We start from the raw sequence: 18,027 nt of genomic DNA on the forward strand, positions 1-18,027 counted from the left end.
AAATCAGGGTTTGCCATTTTATATTTTATTGATGGACAGTACCCTCTCGTTTTCACTTAACATTTTGATCTCAACTTTAATATAGTGCTCCGGTAAAAGCTCTTCAACTTTTTCGGGCCATTCGATAAAGCAGGTATTTCCTGAAAAAAAATACTCTTCGTAGCCAATATCGTATGCCTCCTGGAGGTTTTTAATACGATAGAAATCAAAATGATAAAAGATGTTGCCTTTTCCCTCGTATTCGTTTACAATGGAAAAGGTTGGACTTGAAACCAGTTCTTTTACGCCAAGCGCTTTTGCTATGACTTTAATAAAAGTTGTTTTTCCAGCCCCCATGTCTCCTTCAAAAACAAATATTTTTTCAGTTCCGGCAAAATCTAACAGGGCAATAGCGGCTTGATCTAAATCAGATAAGCTGTTTACATTAATATTCATTATTATCTTGAACTGTATGTGGCAATTGGTATAATCATCTCTTCTAATGAAATACCCCCATGCTGGAAGGTTTCATTGTAGTAATTTACGAATTGGTTATAGTTGTTCTGGTAAACAAAATAACGGTCTTCTTTTGCAAAGATATAATTGGAGCTAATATTAATTTTTGGCAATTGGGCCTCGTGAGGATTTTTAATAAGAAAAACCTCTTTTGCATTAAAATTAAGGTTACGCCCTTGCTTGTAGCGAAGATTTGTATTGGTATTTCTATCGCCAATAACTTTGCTTGGATGTTTTACCCTTATTGTTCCATGGTCTGTCGTGATAATCAGCTTAACATTCTTCTGAGAGATTTTTTTCAAAAGATCCATTAAAGGAGAATGCTCAAACCATGAGAGGGTTAGTGAACGGTAGGCGGCATCGTCGTTGGCCAGCTCACGAATCATTTGCATGTCTGTTCTGGCATGCGATAGCATGTCGACAAAGTTATATACAATAGCATTAAACTCGTTTTGCAGCAAATTGTTCACTTGCTCATTAAGGGCCTTCCCGTCGTCGTAAGTTAATATTTTGTTGTAGCTGAATTTACAATCTTTACGCAGGCTACGCTTAATCTGATCTGCCAAAAAGGCACCTTCGTGCATGTTTTTTCCGCCCTCATCATCATCGTTTTGCCATAATCCAGGAAAGCGTTTTTCCATTTCCAGCGGCATTAACCCAGAGAATATCGAATTACGTGCATATTGGGTTGCAGTAGGTAAGATACTTGAATACGTATCTTCCTCGTCCAAACGGAAATGTTCAGTAATCAGGGGATTAATAATCCGCCATTGATCGTACCTTAAGTTATCAATAAGAATAAAGAAGACAGGAACATTGTTATTAATTAAAGGGAATGCTTTTTTCTTTAATAACTCGTTTGAAAGCAAGGGGGCTTTGCCTTTGCCATTAACCCAGCCTAAGTAATGGTCTTCAATGAATTTTGAGAACTGCATATTTGCTTCTGACTTTTGCATTGTCAGAATCTCGTGCATTTGCGGATCATCAAGTTTCTCTAGCTCAAGTTCCCAGAAGACTAATTTTTTATAAACATCTACCCACTCTTCGTAGCTTAACTTATCGTTTAAAGTCATTCCCAGGCGCCTGAAGTCCTGTTGGTAAGCCATGGAGGTTCTTTCGCTTACAAGACGCTTATTGTCTATAATTTTCTTTATGGTTAATAAAACCTGTTTCGGATTAACGGGCTTAATAAGGTAGTCATCTATTTTAGACCCGATGGCATCTTCCATCAGGTTTTCTTCTTCGCTTTTGGTAATTAGTACAACCGGAACATCATTTCTAATGTTTTTTATTGCGGTAAGGGTTTCGAGACCACTCATACCAGGCATGTTTTCATCAAGAAAAACCAGGTCAAAGTGTTCTTTCCCAAATGCTTCAAGGGCATCGTTACCATTAGTGTAGGTGGTAACATGATATCCTTTTTCGTTTAACAGTAATATATGTGGTTTTAATAAGTTTATCTCATCGTCGGCCCATAGAATCTTGGTTTCCTGCATTATCGTATTTTATAATGTGAATTAATTTGTCAAAAAGAGACTGTGTCTTTCTTACTATGGATAAAAATAGCAATTTTTGTACCGTATAATTTATTTTTAAGGATTGAACAAAAAGAAAATAATAAATGATCCTGTTTATGGTTTCATAAATATTCCTTCAGAAATAGTATTTGATCTCATCTCTCATCCTTATTTTCAAAGGTTGAGGTATATAAAGCAATTGGGGATGACCCATTTGGTGTATCCGGGAGCGTTACATACCCGATTTCACCACGCTTTAGGGGCAATGCATCTGATGGGATTGGCTATTGAAATTTTAAGAAGCAAAGGGCATGAGATTAATAAGGAAGAAGAAGAGGCTGCCACAATTGCAATCTTACTACATGACATCGGACATGGGCCTTTTTCGCATGCGCTTGAGTATTCGTTGGTTAACGGAATAAAGCATGAAGATATTTCCATGCTTATTATGGAAAAGCTTAATGCAGAATTTGGCGGAAGATTAACCCCGGCAATTGATATTTTTAAAGGCAAATACCATAAGAATTTTCTGGCTCAACTTGTTTCTGGTCAGCTGGATCTTGACAGAATGGATTACCTGAACCGGGATAGCTTTTTTACCGGAGTAAGCGAAGGTGTAATCAGTTTTGACCGCATCATTAAGATGTTTAATGTGCTGGACGATAACCTGGTAATTGAAGAAAAGGGAATTTACTCAATAGAGAACTTTTTGATTTCCAGAAGACTGATGTATTGGCAGGTTTATTTGCATAAAACAGTTATTGCAGGAGAAATGGTGCTGGTGAAAATTTTGAAACGCGCAAAGGAACTTGCAGTTAAGGGAGAGGCTCTTTTTGCAACACCTGCGCTTCAGCATTTTTTAATAAATGACGTTACGGAGACAAGTTTCTTTTCTGAAGAGATTCATTTAAATATGTTCGCCCAACTTGATGATCAGGACATTTTTGCCTCCATTAAAGTTTGGCGAGACCATCCGGATAGAATATTGGCCCAATTGTGCAAAATGCTTACTAACAGGAATCTTTATAAAGTTGAAATTACAAATGATGCTCCAGATCAGAACAGAGTAGATGTGCTTAAGGAGAACACCGCGGAATTTTTGAAACTTAATGATGATGAAGTGTCCTATTTTGTTTTTACCGATGTAATAAGAAACAGGGCATATGATGCGGGGAACAGCAATATTAATATCCTATTAAAAAACAATATCATAATTGATATTGCAAAAGCATCAGATTTATCTAACTTAGAATCTTTAGACAAAACAGTGAAAAAGCACATACTTTGCTACCCGAGAATTATTTAGCATAATTTAACAAAATAATTAGTTTTTAATCCCGTTTTTAGTTTCTTAATCTAAGATGGAATTATAATAACCTAAATAGGTTTATTTGTTCATATCAATTTAACATATAACTTTGTAAAATGCAATTTACTGCCAAGCAGATAAGCGAATTTATAAATGGCACCATTGAGGGCGACGAAAATGTAAAAGTCGAAGAGCTTTCTAAAATAGAAGATGGCAAGCCGGGATCTTTATGCTTTTTGTCCAACCCGAAATACGAGAACTATTTATATTCTACCAATGCCTCTGTAGTTATTGTTAGTCAAGATTTTTTGCCTGCACAGGCTGTAAAAAGTACCTTAATTAAGGTTGCAGATCCTTATAGTGCATTTTCTGTGTTGTTAGACAGGTACAATGAAGTGATTAGTCAGGTTAATGACTCATCAGGAATTGAACAGCCATCCTTTGTGCACCCAACTGCAAAATTGGGTAAAAATGTCTTTATAGCAGCCTTTTCTTATATCGCAGAAAACGTAGAAATAGGAGATAACTCGAAAATACTTGCTCAGGTTTACGTGGGCCCTGATACCAAAATTGGAACGGGGTGTACACTTTTTCCGGGGGTAAAGATTTATAACCGGTCAGTTATTGGAGATCGGGTTTTTATACACGCAAACACTGTAGTAGGTAGTGATGGCTTTGGGTTTGCCCCACAAGCTGACGGGACCTATTCAAAAATTGCCCAAATTGGCAATGTGGTTATTGAAGATGATGTTGAGATTGGCGCGAATACTACGATCGATAGGGCAACAATGGGATCCACTTTCATTAGAAAAGGGGTTAAATTGGATAATCTTATTCAAATTGCCCACAATGTTGATGTTGGTGAACACAGTGTTGTTGCCGCGCAAACCGGAATTTCGGGAAGTACCAAACTGGGTGAGAAATCCGTTGTTGGAGGACAGGTTGGTATTGCGGGTCACCTATCATTAGCTAAGGGAACACAAATTGGCGCACAGGCGGGTATTAATTTTAGTACAACAGAAGAAAATAAACAATGGCACGGCAGCCCTGCCCAGCCACTAAGAGATTGGATGCGCGCATCTGTAATATTTAAACAATTACCTGCTGTTGAAAAAAGAATAGCAGCCTTAGAAACAACTATCGCACAATTAAAAGCGTTAATTGAGCAAAACAGTACAATACAAGATAAATAATGAACGTTAAGCAAAAGACCATTAAGAACGAGGTTTCCGTAAAAGGGGTAGGCCTGCATACCGGAGCAAATGTTACATTAACTTTTTGTCCCGCACCTGAAAATCATGGATTTAAATTCCAAAGAGTAGATTTACCAGGAGCGCCAATAGTTGATGCAGATTGTGATAATGTTACTGATACTGCCAGAGGCACAACTATTTCTCAGAATGGCGCAAGTGTAAGTACCGTTGAGCATGTAATGGCCTCGCTTGTAGGTATGGATCTGGATAATGTGCTTATGAAAGTGGATGGTCCGGAAACGCCAATTATGGATGGCAGCGCAATCCTATTCCTAGAAGCACTAGAAGCAGCCGGAATTCAGCAACAAGATATCGATCGCGAGTACTTTCAAATACCACATAATATAACTTATACAGAACCGGATAGAAAAGTTGAGATTGTAGCAATGCCGCTTGACGACTATAGGTTTACCTGTATGATAGATTATAATTCACCTGTTTTAGGCAGTCAGCATGCTGGCATTTCAAGTATTGCTGAATTCAGAAAGGAAATTGCATCGTGCAGAACTTTTTGTTTTTTACACGAACTTGAATATCAATTACAAAATAATCTGATTAAAGGAGGTGATTTAAATAATGCCATAGTTATTGTTGACAAAGAAGTTACCAAAGAGGAACTAGACCATTTAGCCACTATTTTTAATAGAAAGGCGATAGAGGTTGCTCCACAGGGGATCTTAAATAACATGGAATTAAGGTATCAAAATGAACCTGCCAGACATAAATTGTTGGACATGATAGGTGATCTTGCGCTTGTTGGAGTGCATTTAAAGGGCCATATTATGGCTGCCCGCCCAGGTCATGCAGCAAATGTTGCCTTTGCAAAAAAGATTAAAGCAGCAATCAAAAAAGAAAAAAACAAAAAGGTACAGCACGTTTATGACCCATCGGTAAAACCACTTTACGACGTGGTTCAAATCATGGATATTTTACCGCACAGACAACCTTTTCTATTTATTGATAAAATATTGGAACTTTCTAAAACACACGTAGTTGGCGTTAAGAATGTTACCATGAATGAAGAGTTTTTTAAAGGACATTTCCCTGGAGCGCCAGTGTTCCCGGGAGTAATTCAAATTGAGGCAATGGCGCAGACCGGAGGTATTTTGGTTCTGAGCACAGTTCCAGATCCAAGAAATTACCTTACCTTGTTCTTAAAAATAGATAATGTACGCTTTAGGGCTCAAGTATCGCCAGGCGATACTATTGTTTTCAGATGCGATTTGATGGAACCAATCAGAAGGGGAATTGCCCAGATGAAGGGTGTCGGAATGGTTGGAGGCAAGGTAGTTGTGGAAGCAGAGATGATGGCACAAATTGTAAAAGTAAAAGATAGCGAACCAGTAGCATGATACAACCCCTAGCGTATATACACCCTCAGGCAAAAATTGCCGATAATGTGGTAATAGAGCCTTTTGCAGTGATACATAAGGACGTAGAGATTGGTGAGGGAACCTGGATAGGTTCTAACGTAGTCATTATGGATGGAGCGCGTATTGGAAAGAACTGCCGGGTTTTTCCGGGCTCAGTAATTTCTGGTGTGCCTCAGGATTTAAAATTTGCTGGTGAGGTAACCACAGCTGAGATTGGAGACAATACCACTATCCGAGAGTGCGTGACTATAAACAGGGGAACAAAAGACAAGTGGAAGACGGTAATAGGAAGTAATTGCCTTATACAGGCATATTCTCACATCGCTCATGACTGTGAAGTTGGAGATTACTGCATTTTTTCTAATAGCACCACCTTGGCAGGCCATATTACCATTGGTAATTATGTAGTACTGGCAGGACTAGTGGCTATCCATCAATTTGTAAAAGTTGGTGCCCATGCCTTTGTTACCGGAGGTTCCCTGGTAAGGAAAGATGTTCCGCCTTACGTTAAAGCAGCAAGAGAGCCGCTTTCGTATGCAGGAATTAACTCAGTAGGTTTGAGAAGGAGAGGCTTTTCGTCTGAAAAGATTAACGAGATACAGGAGATCTATAGGGTTTTATTTGTGAAACATAATAACGTTACTAAAGCGTTGGATATGATTGAAGCAGAATTTAAACCAACAGAAATTCGTGATGAAATAGTTGATTTTATTAGAAACTCAAACAGAGGTGTAATGAAGGGCTTTGGTTCTGGAAGCTAATTGATCAATCAATGACAATTACTTTAGAGGACATTGGGCGAAGGTTTAACCAGGAATGGATTTTTAAAGGAATAAATTATCAATTTAATTCTGGCGGCAAATACGCAATCTTAGGCCCAAATGGCTCTGGAAAATCGACACTTTTGAGTGTTGTACTGGGAAATTTATCTCCGTCGGAGGGTGCTATAACCTATAATAATCAGAAGAATATACCCGTAGAGCGAATCTATGAATATATCAGTTTTGCGGCACCGTATTTAGATTTGATCGAAGAATTTACGCTGCAGGAAACCATCGATTTCCATTTCAGGTTTAAGACGCTGCAGAAGGGCTTTGATGAAGAGATGGTCTTGGATCTGCTTGGATTAAAGAAATCGCAAGACAAGGCACTAAAACACTTCTCGTCTGGAATGAAACAGCGAACCAAGCTCGTTCTGGCATGTTGTACAGATACACCAATACTTTTATTGGATGAGCCGACCTCAAACTTAGATAAGCAAGGTGTTGTATGGTATCATGAACTGATCGCACGTTTTACGGCTGACCGGCTTGTAATAGTAGGCTCAAATCAGGAAGCTGAGTATTCGTTTTGTAACCATTTCGTTCAAATAACGGATTATAAATAACAAAAATTATATTTGTGATAAGTGCAAAAGCGGTCGATTTGGGCATTAAAGAACGATAAAAAAATATTTTTAAATTACTATTGTAGAATTAATAAATAGTTTATACCTTTGCGGCACGAAAAAGAGCCGGTGGTTTAGGCAAAATTTCAGAATAAAATGGCAAAAGCATCAGAAGTAAAAAATGGTAATATCCTTCGTTTTAACGGAGAATTAGTGCAAGTAGAAGAGTTTCTACACCGTACACCAGGTAATTTACGCGCTTTTTATCAAGCAAGAATGCGGAATGTAAAAACAGGGAAACTTGTAGAATATAGGTTCCGTGTTGATGAAGATGTTGAGATTTGCCGTGTTGAAACCAACGATTACCAATACTTGTATGAAGATGGTGAAGCACTTGTAGTAATGGATAATACTACTTACGAGCAGTTTAACATACCAAAGGTGTTATTTGGTAAAAGCCTTCGCTTTTTGAAAGAAGGAATGAATGTAATTATCGCATTTGAAAGTGACGAGCCTATTATGGCACAAACACCTTCACATGTTGAATTAGAAATAACGTACTCTGAGCCAGCAGTTAAAGGCGATACCTCTACAAACGCACTTAAATATGCAACAGTAGAGACCGGAGTTGAAATAAAAGTGCCAATGTTTATCAATCAAGGCGATAAAGTTAAGATAGATACACGCACTGGCGATTACGTAGAAAGAGTAAAATAAGAATTTTCATAGTTTAGTTTTAGGTTTAGGTTGATTGTGGCTTCGGAGTGGTTCCCGAAGCCATCTTTTTTTATATTTGTTTAAATGAAAAAGGCAGAACTTAGGAAATTAGCATTGAACAAGAGAAAATTACTCTCCCCCTCGGCAATACCTGCACTTAGTAACCAATTATTAGCTCATTTTTCAAGACTTGATTTTTCGGAGGTGAAGACAATCCATGTTTTTTTACCCATAGTTGAGAAAAACGAACCAGATACATTTCTTTTCATCGATTGGCTTAGAAATAACCATCCTGATATAAAAATTATTGTCCCAAAAGCAGATTTTGAAACGGCCTTAATGCACAATTATGTTTATTCAGGGAAGGATGGTTTAGAAAAGAACTTATATGATATTCTAGAGCCTCAAAAAGGAGAACTCCACAGTGGGGATGTGGAAATGGTGATCATTCCATTATTGGCTTTTGATGAAAGAGGCTATAGGGTTGGCTATGGGAAAGGGTTTTATGACAGGTTTCTACAGGGCTTGACCACACTTAAGGTGGGTGTTTCCTTTTTCGAATCAGGAGATGATATAGAGGATGTAAATGAACATGATGTCCAAATGGATTTATGTATTACACCTCATAGGGTGTATGATTTCAGGAAATCAGTGATCAGGTAGGCAATACTTTTGCCAGTAAAGGAACTGGTTCTTCCATCGGCCATTTCGCTTGCGCCTTCACATATGTGCAAATAGGCAAATTGTTTTGATGACCGAAGAATGAGCTTTCTGATGTCATTTAAGCTAAATCCGGAAGGCGTAGCAGCACTTGACAGCATATTCTCTATACTATCAAGATCGATTTCTAGACCAGGATTTTTAAAGGCACTGATGAATGGGGTCCAAAGGGTTACTGTAGCGTCCGACAATAAGATATCATCAAAGAAAACAACCTGTATTTTTTCATTCTCTTCTATTTGTTTTAGAATTGCTTCATTGTTGTAATTATGGTGCAATCCAAAGATCCCGTATTTGGCTAAATAACCCTCTTTTAAGGCATAACTGAAGCTATTGCCACTATGCCTGCCTTTTGGCTCTCTTAAGTCGGCATGAGCGTCTATATTGAGTATATCAACAGCCTTCTTGTGGACTGAGGCCAGCGCTTTAATGATGGGATAGGCATTATTGTGCCCTCCGCCAACAATAATGGGGGTTTTGCCTGCAGCTATAATTTTAAGAACACATTCGTAAACTTGATTATCTATTTCTGATACCTTTTTCTGGAATGCTTCAATCGTATTATTTTGGGGTTCAGTAAACTCAAAATGGCCTAGAACGACTAATTCTGACCCATCTAAAAAGCGGTTACTTTGGGTATTAAGAAGAGCTTTAAGCGCCGGACCCCATGCTGTAGATGTGCCCGACAGACCGTAATTGGCTCTTACCCCGATATCTTCAGGAATTCCCAGTAATACAAAACGGGCCTCGGAAGTATTCAGATCTTCTAAAGTAGCAATGACCTTCACGCGCTCACCTAATTTTGTTTCGCGGCTGCGGATATTGACTAATTTTAGAATATCCTTATTCGAATAAATTCTAAGTCCATCCATTAGTTTACTTCTCCGTTTAAAATGATTTTTTCTATTTGCGACTGCCCAAAACTATAAGGCAGATAAGCTATTGAACTCATGGGGCGGGTAATGAAAAGGTTCGCTTTTTTCCCTATTGCAATGCTTCCTGCAACATCTGATAACTGCATTGCGGCAGCTCCATTTAAAGTAGCGGCATTAATAGCTTCTTCCGGGAGCATCTTTAATTTAATACAGCCTAACGAAACCACAAAATTCATATTTCCTGAAGGCGTAGAGCCGGGGTTAAAATCAGAGGCTAATGCCACGGGAACATTCGCATTAATTAGGCCGCGGGCATTTGCAAAGGGAATACCAAGGTACAAAGAACAAGATGGAAGAAGGGTAGCAATTGTATTGCTTGTGCTTAAACAGTTAATCACATCCTCATCGGTAGCTTCAAGGTGATCCACGGAAATCGCATTATGTTTTACACCAACCTGAACGCCGCCTGATATAGACAATTGGTTTGCATGAATTTTAGGCGGTAATCCATATTTCACACCGGCTTCTAAAAGTTTATCCGTTTCTTCCGCAGAAAAAAAGCCTTTTTCACAAAAAACATCCATATAGTCTGCCAGTCCTTCGTTAGCTATTCCAGGGAGCATTTGCTCTATAATAAGCCTAATGTATCCGTTACGATCTTTTTTATAGTCTTCAGGAAAAGTATGAGCAGCAAGGAACGACGCCTTAACAGGAATTTTAAAAGCGTCTTTAAGCCGCCTGATTACCCTAAGCATTTTTAATTCACTATCAAAAGTTAGTCCGTAGCCGCTCTTAATTTCAACGGCTCCGGTTCCCTGCTTAATCATGTCGTTTAGCCTGATGGAGGCGCTTTCGAATAGGTGATCTTCAGATTCGTGCTGGAGTTTACGGGCCGAGTTCAAAATACCACCCCCTGCAGCCGCTATTTCTTCATAGCCTTTTCCTTTAATCTTCATTACAAATTCCTCTTCTCTGGAAGCAGCAAATACAATGTGTGTATGTGAGTCGCACCAAGAGGGAAAAACATAACCTCCTTTAGCAGAAATGGAGGTTAATGATGTAGGCAGATCAGCAGGTAGGTTGTCCATACTGCCAAAACCAGTTATTAATCCCCCCTCACATAATATCCAGGCGTTGTTTATAACAGGCAAAGTATTCATAGCACCACCTTTTAAAACAGAAATGTTTTTAGGGTGAGTGCCTACAAGCGTGTCAATATCTGTTATTAAGAGGGCAGACATGGTTTAGGGATTTAGCTCTAATAGAACAGGGCAATGATCCGAATGAATTGCGTCGGGAAGTATTGAAACGTGTTTCAGCCTATTTAAAAGAGGTTGGGTTGCTAAATGGTAATCGATGCGCCACCCCAGGTTCTTAGCCCTTGAATTTGCTCTAAAACTCCACCAAGTATAGTGGTGCGGATCTTTATTAAAGTGCCTGAAAGTATCTATGAACCCATTGTTTAAAAACAGCTCCATCCATTCACGTTCTTCAGGTAAGAAACCCGAAGAGTTTGCATTTGATTTTGGGTTGTGAATGTCGATGGCGGTATGGCAAATGTTGTAATCGCCTGAAATAATCAAATTAGGATACTCCTTGCGCAGGTCTCCAATATATGTATCAAAGAAATGCATGAATTCGTACTTCTTGACCTGTCTGTCGTCCCCACTGGATCCAGATGGCATGTAGAGGCTCATTAAAGAGAAACCGTCAAAATCAGCTCTTAAAATACGTCCTTCTTTATCTATCCATTCTTCTCCGCAACCGTACTCCACATGATTTGGTTTTATTCTGGTAAGGATAGCCACTCCGCTATATCCTTTTTTCTCTGCCGGAAACCAGTAGTGATGATACCCTAATTGCTCAATTAAGGCAAGTATCTCCGGAATTTGAGAAGGCAGGGCCTTCACTTCCTGCAAGCAAACCATATCGGCATCGGTTGACTGTAGCCACCCAAAAAAATTTTTTGTTGATGCAGAGCGAATGCCGTTAACATTGTAAGAGATGATCTTCATAAATTATATAATTTTTCTAATTTTTTAGCTGCGCGCCTTTTTAATACAGAAACAGACATCTTCACATCAGCAAAGGGGCGGTCGTTTGAATCCCTGGAAACAGCAGCGATTTTATCAACCATATCTAAGCCCTGAACAACCTCACCAAAAACAGTATAATTTCTGTCCAGATGTGGTGTGCCGCCTAAATTCTTATAGACTTCTCTCTGCCAAACCGGTATTTTGAAATGGAGGCGATTCGTTTCTAATGAATCTAATCCCTGATCTGTAAATTTTTTACCCTGAACAATGTAGAACTGAGATCCGCTTGATGCCTTTTCGGGATTGTCGTCTCTTGCAGCGCCAAGCGCACCTTTTTTATGAAATAAACTGTCTCTAAATTCAGCGGGAATGGTATAGCCTACAGTTCCATTTCCCAGCAATTCCCCTTGTTTTGCAACTTTTGAATCCGGATCGCCCCCCTGAATCATGAAGTTTTTGATAACCCGATGAAATAAAGTGCCCTCAAAAACACCCTTTTTAATGAGGGATACAAAATTATCCCGGTGCTGGGGAGTTTCATTGTAAAGCATGATTATACATTCGCCCATATCCGTTTTAATTTTAACGTATTGGTGTTTTGGCTTTGCAGCGAAAGCAGAGAAAACACCCAGACATAGTAGTAAGGCTAGAATCCTGTTCATTAATATTACTTTGGAGCTAAGGTAAGTTAAAAATGGCTTTATTGAAATGTGGGAAGCTTCAATTTTATTGATTATCTTTCTTACCATACATCAAGGCCGGCTAAAACCCAGAGGTGTACTTTTGTAAAATTAAAACTCAAAAAAATTATGAAAAAGGTATTTTTATTCCTGGTTGCAATTTCAATCAGTGTTGCGTCTTTCGCACAAACAAAGTGGACGGTAGATCCGATGCACTCATTTATAAATTTCTCAGTGAAACACATGGGAATCTCATTTGTAGATGGATCATTTAAAAAGTTTGATGGCGCAGTTACTGCAGCTAAAGAGGATTTAACTGATGCAAAAATCAGCTTTTCAGTTGATGTAAACAGTATTTCTACAAGTGTTGAACCTCGCGATAAGCACTTAAAATCTGATGATTTTTTTAATGCTGAAACTTTTCCATACATGACTTTCGAAAGCACTTCATTTAAAAAATTGAAAGGAAATAACTATGAATTGAGTGGAAAATTGACAATTCGTGATGTAACGAAAGATGTTAAGTTCAATGTAGTATTCGGCGGAACAGCTAAAGATCAGCAAGGAAATACCAAAGCAGGTTTCTCAGCTAACACAACCATTAATCGTTTAGATTATAATATCAAATATGATCCAACAGGAATGGGTGTAGGTAAAGACGTTAAAATAGCCTTAAACCTGGAATTTGTTCAGGCAAAATAATTGATTTTACAGGCCGTCTGGATAAGACGGCCTGTATTAATTTCTACTCATTATGACTAACTTATCTCAATTCAAAACATTCACAAGCGGGTTGCCAATTCAGGAAAACCTTATGCCTGTTCTATTTGTGGGGCACGGATCTCCAATGAATGGGATTGAGGGTAATGAGTTTAGCAACAAATGGGCCTCTATGGCTCAAAATATGCCAGTTCCAACAGCAGTACTGGTGGTTTCTGCACATTGGTTTACCAAAGGCACGCACATTACTGCCATGGATTTCCCTAAAACTATACATGATTTTGGCGGGTTTCCACAGGCACTTTTTGATGTAGTTTATCCCGCACCCGGAAATCCGGAACTTGCTGCTGAAACGGCAGGACTTATACAACATACGCAAGTTGGCCTGGATCATGACTGGGGGCTTGACCATGGTGCATGGACTGTTGTAAGACACATGTACCCAGAGGCAAATATCCCTGTATTGCAATTGAGCATCGACTATACCAAGGATGCGCGCTATCATTATGAGCTGGCCAGGGAATTGCAACTTTTAAGAAAGAAGGGGGTTTTAATTCTTGGGAGCGGAAATATGGTTCACAATCTTAGGATGATGAGCTGGGAAATGATAAATGGCGGAGGCTATGACTGGGCTTTACAAATGAACGATAAGTTTAAAAGCCTGATTCTAAACAATGAGCACAATCCCTTGATGAACTATCAATCGCTTGGTAAAGAGGCTATGCTGGCCATCCCTACTCCGGAGCATTATCTGCCCTTAATGTATACCCTTGGTCTGAAAAATGATAATGAGGAAGTTTCGTTATTTAACGATAAGGCAGTCGGCGGTTCATTAACCATGACTTCTGTTAAGGTAGGCTAATCACATTAGTTTTTTCAGCCACTTTAATACCCAGTCTTTGCCATAATAAGGAGGATAAATCATCCCGGTCATATCTAACTTAGATTGGAAAACAACAGCTCTTTCGTGGCTGAACGACTTGAAGCCGAATTCTCCATGGCAACTTCCCATGCCGCTTCCGTTTACCCCCCCAAAAGGCAATTTCGGGTTTGAGATATGAATTAATACATCATTAACACAGGTGCCACCTGCACTGGTATTTGCTATAATACGGTGGATGTTCTCTTTGCTATCGCTAAATATATATAGGGCCAGCGGTTTGCTTTTTTTGTTGATGCGGTCAATTACTTCATCTAAACTTTTATAAGTAATGATTGGCAATAGAGGGCCAAAAATTTCTTCGTTCATGATATTTGAATCATCGCTGATTCGCGTAAGAACCGTAGGGCTAATGGTGTTATTTCCCTGGTCTGTTTCGCCTCCAAACGCCACATTGGCGCCTTTATTTGTTGCATCAGCAATCAGTCCTGTTAATCTTTTAAAATGCCTGTCGTTTATAATTTTAGCATAAACGGAGTGATCGATGGTATTGTTCCCGTTGCAGAACATTTTGTTTACGGATTCCTTATAATGCCCAATAAATTCAGCTTGTTTTTCTTCCGGAATAAAAACATAATCAGGTGCAATACAAGTTTGTCCGGCATTCATCAATTTCCCCCAGGCAATCTTTTCTGCTGCACTCTTTAAGTTGGCGGTACCATCAATTACAGTAGGAGATTTCCCTCCTAATTCCAATGTTACAGAAGTGAGGTTTTTTGCAGCGGCTTCCATCACCACCTTTCCAATGGCGGTGCTTCCTGTAAAGAAAATATGATCGAATGGCAGTTCAAGCAAAGCTGTTGATACCGAGGCATCGCCCTCAAAGCAGCAGATTTCCTGCTCTTCAAAACATTCGGCAATAATCCGTGCAATAACTGAGCTGGTTGCCGGGCTGAGCTCTGATGGTTTTAATATAGCGCAGTTCCCTGCTGCAATGGCAGAGATTAAGGGGGCCATCAGCAATTGAAAAGGATAGTTCCACGGCGAAATGATCAAACAAACGCCTTTTGGTTCATAATAAAGCCTATTTTTTGCAAAAAGGTTGGTTATTGTTTTGCCAATGTATTTAGGCCTCATCCAATTTTTGACGTTCTTAATCGCAAAATCAATTTCAGCATAAGTAAAAATCAGTTCGGTAACGGCAGCTTCAAACTGGCTTTTGCGAAGATCCTGCTGTAAAGCAACATATACCTCAGCCTCATGCTTTTCTATACCGCGCTTTAATGCCTTTAATTTATTAATTCTTTGTGCGGCATTACTGGTCCTAAGCGTATATTTATGCGCTTGCTGGGCATTAAAAACAGAGTTGATCGTTTGCGTCATGTTAGCTTGCCAAACCGGCCTAAAATTGTTAAAATAGGTTAAATTAATTGTCCTTAATTACTATTGTATTGAAAATAGATTGATTTAAGGGATATTGCACATGTAAAATAAATATACAAAATGAAAAGGGGATTTTTTACTGTACTAGCCACTATATTATTTCTCCAGTTGGGGAATGCCCAGACCGTTAAAACAGGGGTTTTGGTTATTGGTAATGGCAGGGGTGCATTGGCAGCAAGCATTCAATCAAGTGTTTCTGGTGCTAAAACAGTTTTATTATTACCGGGAGAAGATTTTGAAGCCACACTCGCCTCAGGGAATTTATCTTCTGGGATAGAAGCCAGCCTGATTAAGAGGCAAAAGCCCCAAGATAAAGCCGAAATCAACTCCGCGATAAAATCATGGACAGACACACTTAAAAACCTGACAATAATAAAAAATGCGAACTGGATAAAATTAAAAAGATCTGGAAGCGGCTGGAGTGCGCAGCTAAGTGACGGCAGAACAATAAAGGCTATTGCCATGGTTAATGCGGATAAAACAGGAAAGGTTAATGCTGCTATTCCTTTGCAAAATGTAAATAAGTCGTGGCATTCCCTTACTTATAATAACAATCTTTACAGAACAAGTATTGCCTCTGGTGAACATACAGGAAATACGTCCTCAAATCAGCTATTTCTAAGCGATCTGCTTATTCCTGAACAGGATAATCTTGTGCTGCTAAATTCAGGAATTGAAAGCATCGCCGCAGGACAGGCTGCCGGAGCTGTGGCTGCTTATGCTGCTTTTTTCAAAACTAAAACCTCTCAGGCTCCGTTAAAGGAGATTCAGGGCGAGCTAATGAAGTACCAGTTGTCCCTAATGCCATTTTCAGATATTAAACCAACTGATACCAATTGGAAATCTATTCAGTTTCTGGGTCTTTCGGGATTTTTAAAAGCAGATATAGTTAACGGAGTGGCTAATTTTGAACCGGAGCGGACGGTATCAACCGCAGAAATAAAAGAACCTGTTAAGGAGTATTATTATAAGGCACAGATCTGGTTTGATGAACATAAGGAGCCCGAAATGACTATCGGCGCAACACTAAACCTTGTTTGTTATGTGGGAGGGAAATCGCCAAAGAATACCGAAGACGAGATTAAGAAGAACTGGAAAACTGTATATAAGTTTAAAACGGAATACGATCCTGCGCGAAATATTACAAGAAGAGAGTTTGCCGTTCTGGTAAACGAATATCTAAAACCATTTGCTGTTAATACTGATAAAGCAGGAAGAATAATGAGGTAAAACACAAATAGATAAAAACTAATTTGTTTTTCTGTGTTATAGTTTGTGTCTATGTGCCTATCAAGATTAAGTATCTGTTATATCTTGAATATGGTTGTTTTTGAGTACAGATAGGCTTACCTTTGCACCATCAAAAACAACAATAAAACACAAAATATAATTATGGCTATAGTAGGAAAAAAATTCCCAAGTGTTAGTATCGATGCGATGTCAGAAATGGGTGACGATTTAAAGATCAATGTATTTGAAGAAGCAGTAAGCAAAGGGAAAAAAGTTTTATTATTCTGGTATCCAAAGGATTTTACTTTTGTTTGTCCAACAGAATTGCACGCTTTTCAAGCAGCTTTACCTGACTTTGAAAAAAGAAATACAATTGTAATTGGTGCATCATGCGATACAAACGAAGTGCACTTTGCATGGTTAAACACTCCAAAAGATAATGGTGGTATTGAAGGCGTTACTTATCCAATTTTAGCAGATACTCATAGACAATTGTCTAACATTTTAGGTATTGTTGAGCAAGAGGTTGAATATGATGAAGAAGGAAACGAAATCTTCTCTGGATCAAACGTTACATTCAGAGCAACTTACCTAATTGACGAAACCGGCAAAGTTTTCCATGAAAGCGTTAACGATATGCCAGTAGGTAGAAATGTTAAAGAATATTTACGTTTAATTGATGCTTACGCTCACGTTCAGAAACATGGCGAAGTTTGCCCTGCAAACTGGGAAGAAGGAAAAGAAGCAATGAATGCAAACAGAACTGGCGTTGCTGAATATTTAAGCGCTAACTAATCAATTAAAAATTATGTTTTTAGAATTAACAGAAGATAATCTTCAACAATATGTTGCTGAAAACAAGAAAGTAATGGTTCAGTATGCTGCATCGTGGTGCGGGAATTGCCGAATCATGAAGCCTAAGTTTAAGAAACTAGCTGCTGAAAACGAAGATGTTGCTTTCTTAATTGTGGATGCCGAAAAACTTCCGGCTTCACGTAAACTGGCAACGGTTGACAATTTACCAACTTTTGCAGCCTTTGAAGGCGGCGTTTTGGTAGATCAGGTTCAAACGAACAAAGCAGAAGTATTAAGCGAATTATTTAATAAAATAAAATAATGAAAATTCCGGTTATAAGACAGCTATTCCAAAATACTACTCCAGAAAATCTTGAGGCAACTTTATCAGTTTTAGAAGCTTTTTGTGAATTCAGAGGGGTAAGTGAGGAAGAAATTGATGTAGCAGGAGAGATGATCACCAATATCTGCGGAGCGCTTGAAGTTCATGAGAACGTAAAAGCAGGAGCAGTTGAAAAAGATGCATTAAATGCATTTGGTCAAAAAGTAATGGGATCAATTGACAGGCATTAATTTAGCAACATAATAAAAAGGGGG

At 38.8% G+C, this 18,027-nt stretch carries 20 protein-coding genes; 13 read left to right on the plus strand and 7 right to left on the minus strand.

The genetic code is table 11. The features are described from left to right. Positions 1 to 18: 18 nt before the first annotated feature. Together tsaE and porX are read right to left on the minus strand one after the other, a co-directional pair. On the minus strand, positions 19 to 435 hold the full coding sequence (gene tsaE / locus AC1DG9_RS00545; RefSeq protein ID WP_172662330.1) for a tRNA (adenosine(37)-N6)-threonylcarbamoyltransferase complex ATPase subunit type 1 TsaE: 417 nt from the start codon (positions 433 to 435) through the stop codon (positions 19 to 21). Between the two features lie 2 nt (positions 436 to 437). Next, positions 438 to 1,991 (minus strand): T9SS response regulator signal transducer PorX, encoded by a 1,554-nt coding sequence (gene porX, locus AC1DG9_RS00550; RefSeq protein WP_172662329.1) that lies wholly within the window; start codon positions 1,989 to 1,991, stop codon positions 438 to 440. Positions 1,992 to 2,094: 103 nt separating this feature from the next. Here porX and AC1DG9_RS00555 point away from each other — a divergent pair, with 103 nt between their 5' ends. From AC1DG9_RS00555 to AC1DG9_RS00585, 7 genes are all read left to right on the plus strand, one after another. After that, entirely contained in the window at positions 2,095 to 3,318 is a 1,224-nt protein-coding gene (locus AC1DG9_RS00555) for an HD domain-containing protein (RefSeq protein WP_172662328.1), read from the plus strand. A 119-nt stretch (positions 3,319 to 3,437) separates the two neighbouring features. Next, positions 3,438 to 4,514, plus strand: a complete 1,077-nt coding sequence (gene lpxD, locus AC1DG9_RS00560) for a UDP-3-O-(3-hydroxymyristoyl)glucosamine N-acyltransferase (RefSeq protein WP_048908152.1) — start codon at positions 3,438 to 3,440, stop codon at positions 4,512 to 4,514. Continuing rightward, positions 4,514 to 5,926 carry a bifunctional UDP-3-O-[3-hydroxymyristoyl] N-acetylglucosamine deacetylase/3-hydroxyacyl-ACP dehydratase gene (locus AC1DG9_RS00565; protein ID WP_172662327.1) on the plus strand — a complete coding sequence of 471 codons (1,413 nt, stop codon included), beginning with the start codon at positions 4,514 to 4,516 and terminating at the stop codon, positions 5,924 to 5,926. Before lpxD ends, AC1DG9_RS00565 begins: the two co-directional genes overlap by 1 nt. Next, the gene (lpxA, locus tag AC1DG9_RS00570; protein ID WP_048908154.1) at positions 5,923 to 6,708 is read left to right on the plus strand and encodes an acyl-ACP--UDP-N-acetylglucosamine O-acyltransferase; all 786 of its coding nucleotides are present in this window, start codon (positions 5,923 to 5,925) and stop codon (positions 6,706 to 6,708) included. Before AC1DG9_RS00565 ends, lpxA begins: the two co-directional genes overlap by 4 nt. Positions 6,709 to 6,719: 11 nt before the next feature. Then, positions 6,720 to 7,334 (plus strand): ABC transporter ATP-binding protein, encoded by a 615-nt coding sequence (locus tag AC1DG9_RS00575; protein WP_172662326.1) that lies wholly within the window; start codon positions 6,720 to 6,722, stop codon positions 7,332 to 7,334. A gap of 156 nt (positions 7,335 to 7,490) precedes the next feature. Beyond that, positions 7,491 to 8,051: an elongation factor P gene (gene efp / locus AC1DG9_RS00580; protein WP_048908156.1), complete on the plus strand. Its 561-nt coding sequence runs from the start codon at positions 7,491 to 7,493 to the stop codon at positions 8,049 to 8,051. 84 nt (positions 8,052 to 8,135) lie between these two features. Then, on the plus strand, positions 8,136 to 8,714 hold the full coding sequence (locus tag AC1DG9_RS00585) for a 5-formyltetrahydrofolate cyclo-ligase (RefSeq protein ID WP_288881281.1): 579 nt from the start codon (positions 8,136 to 8,138) through the stop codon (positions 8,712 to 8,714). Here the strand turns inward: AC1DG9_RS00585 and AC1DG9_RS00590 are convergent. From AC1DG9_RS00590 to AC1DG9_RS00605, 4 genes are read right to left on the minus strand one after another with little or no spacing between them, the layout of a single operon-like run. Beyond that, positions 8,675 to 9,643, minus strand: coding sequence for a formimidoylglutamase (locus AC1DG9_RS00590; RefSeq protein ID WP_288881280.1), 969 nt, complete (start codon positions 9,641 to 9,643; stop codon positions 8,675 to 8,677). The genes AC1DG9_RS00585 and AC1DG9_RS00590 overlap by 40 nt on opposite strands. Beyond that, positions 9,643 to 10,887, minus strand: coding sequence for an imidazolonepropionase (hutI, locus tag AC1DG9_RS00595; RefSeq protein ID WP_288881278.1), 1,245 nt, complete (start codon positions 10,885 to 10,887; stop codon positions 9,643 to 9,645). The genes AC1DG9_RS00590 and hutI overlap by 1 nt, the downstream gene beginning before the upstream one ends. Positions 10,888 to 10,890: 3 nt before the next feature. Beyond that, a complete protein-coding gene (locus AC1DG9_RS00600) occupies positions 10,891 to 11,661 on the minus strand; it encodes an exodeoxyribonuclease III (RefSeq protein WP_337717063.1) in 771 nt (256 codons plus the stop codon). Further along, positions 11,658 to 12,344 (minus strand): peptidylprolyl isomerase, encoded by a 687-nt coding sequence (locus AC1DG9_RS00605; RefSeq protein WP_288881274.1) that lies wholly within the window; start codon positions 12,342 to 12,344, stop codon positions 11,658 to 11,660. The genes AC1DG9_RS00600 and AC1DG9_RS00605 overlap by 4 nt, the downstream gene beginning before the upstream one ends. Before the next feature lie 147 nt (positions 12,345 to 12,491). On the opposite strand from AC1DG9_RS00605, the gene AC1DG9_RS00610 reads away from it, so the two are divergent. Beyond that, on the plus strand, positions 12,492 to 13,064 hold the full coding sequence (locus AC1DG9_RS00610; protein WP_172662320.1) for a YceI family protein: 573 nt from the start codon (positions 12,492 to 12,494) through the stop codon (positions 13,062 to 13,064). A 52-nt stretch (positions 13,065 to 13,116) separates the two neighbouring features. After that, positions 13,117 to 13,944, plus strand: a complete 828-nt coding sequence (ygiD, locus tag AC1DG9_RS00615) for a 4,5-DOPA-extradiol-dioxygenase (protein ID WP_288881272.1) — start codon at positions 13,117 to 13,119, stop codon at positions 13,942 to 13,944. On the opposite strand, the gene AC1DG9_RS00620 is transcribed toward ygiD, so the two are convergent. Continuing rightward, a complete protein-coding gene (locus AC1DG9_RS00620) occupies positions 13,945 to 15,345 on the minus strand; it encodes an aldehyde dehydrogenase family protein (protein ID WP_337717061.1) in 1,401 nt (466 codons plus the stop codon). Positions 15,346 to 15,465: 120 nt separating this feature from the next. Here AC1DG9_RS00620 and AC1DG9_RS00625 point away from each other — a divergent pair, with 120 nt between their 5' ends. The 4 genes from AC1DG9_RS00625 to AC1DG9_RS00640 all read left to right on the plus strand — a co-directional run bounded on the left by AC1DG9_RS00625 (position 15,466) and on the right by AC1DG9_RS00640 (position 18,003). Beyond that, positions 15,466 to 16,635 (plus strand): hypothetical protein, encoded by a 1,170-nt coding sequence (locus tag AC1DG9_RS00625; RefSeq protein WP_172662317.1) that lies wholly within the window; start codon positions 15,466 to 15,468, stop codon positions 16,633 to 16,635. A gap of 162 nt (positions 16,636 to 16,797) precedes the next feature. Next, positions 16,798 to 17,430, plus strand: a complete 633-nt coding sequence (locus AC1DG9_RS00630; protein ID WP_172662316.1) for a peroxiredoxin — start codon at positions 16,798 to 16,800, stop codon at positions 17,428 to 17,430. 13 nt (positions 17,431 to 17,443) lie between these two features. Next, positions 17,444 to 17,752, plus strand: a complete 309-nt coding sequence (locus tag AC1DG9_RS00635; protein WP_172662315.1) for a thioredoxin family protein — start codon at positions 17,444 to 17,446, stop codon at positions 17,750 to 17,752. Then, entirely contained in the window at positions 17,752 to 18,003 is a 252-nt protein-coding gene (locus AC1DG9_RS00640; RefSeq protein WP_048908165.1) for a DUF6952 family protein, read from the plus strand. Before AC1DG9_RS00635 ends, AC1DG9_RS00640 begins: the two co-directional genes overlap by 1 nt. Positions 18,004 to 18,027 lie beyond the last annotated feature (24 nt).

The sequence above is a fragment of the Pedobacter sp. 05L430 genome (assembly GCF_056397585.1).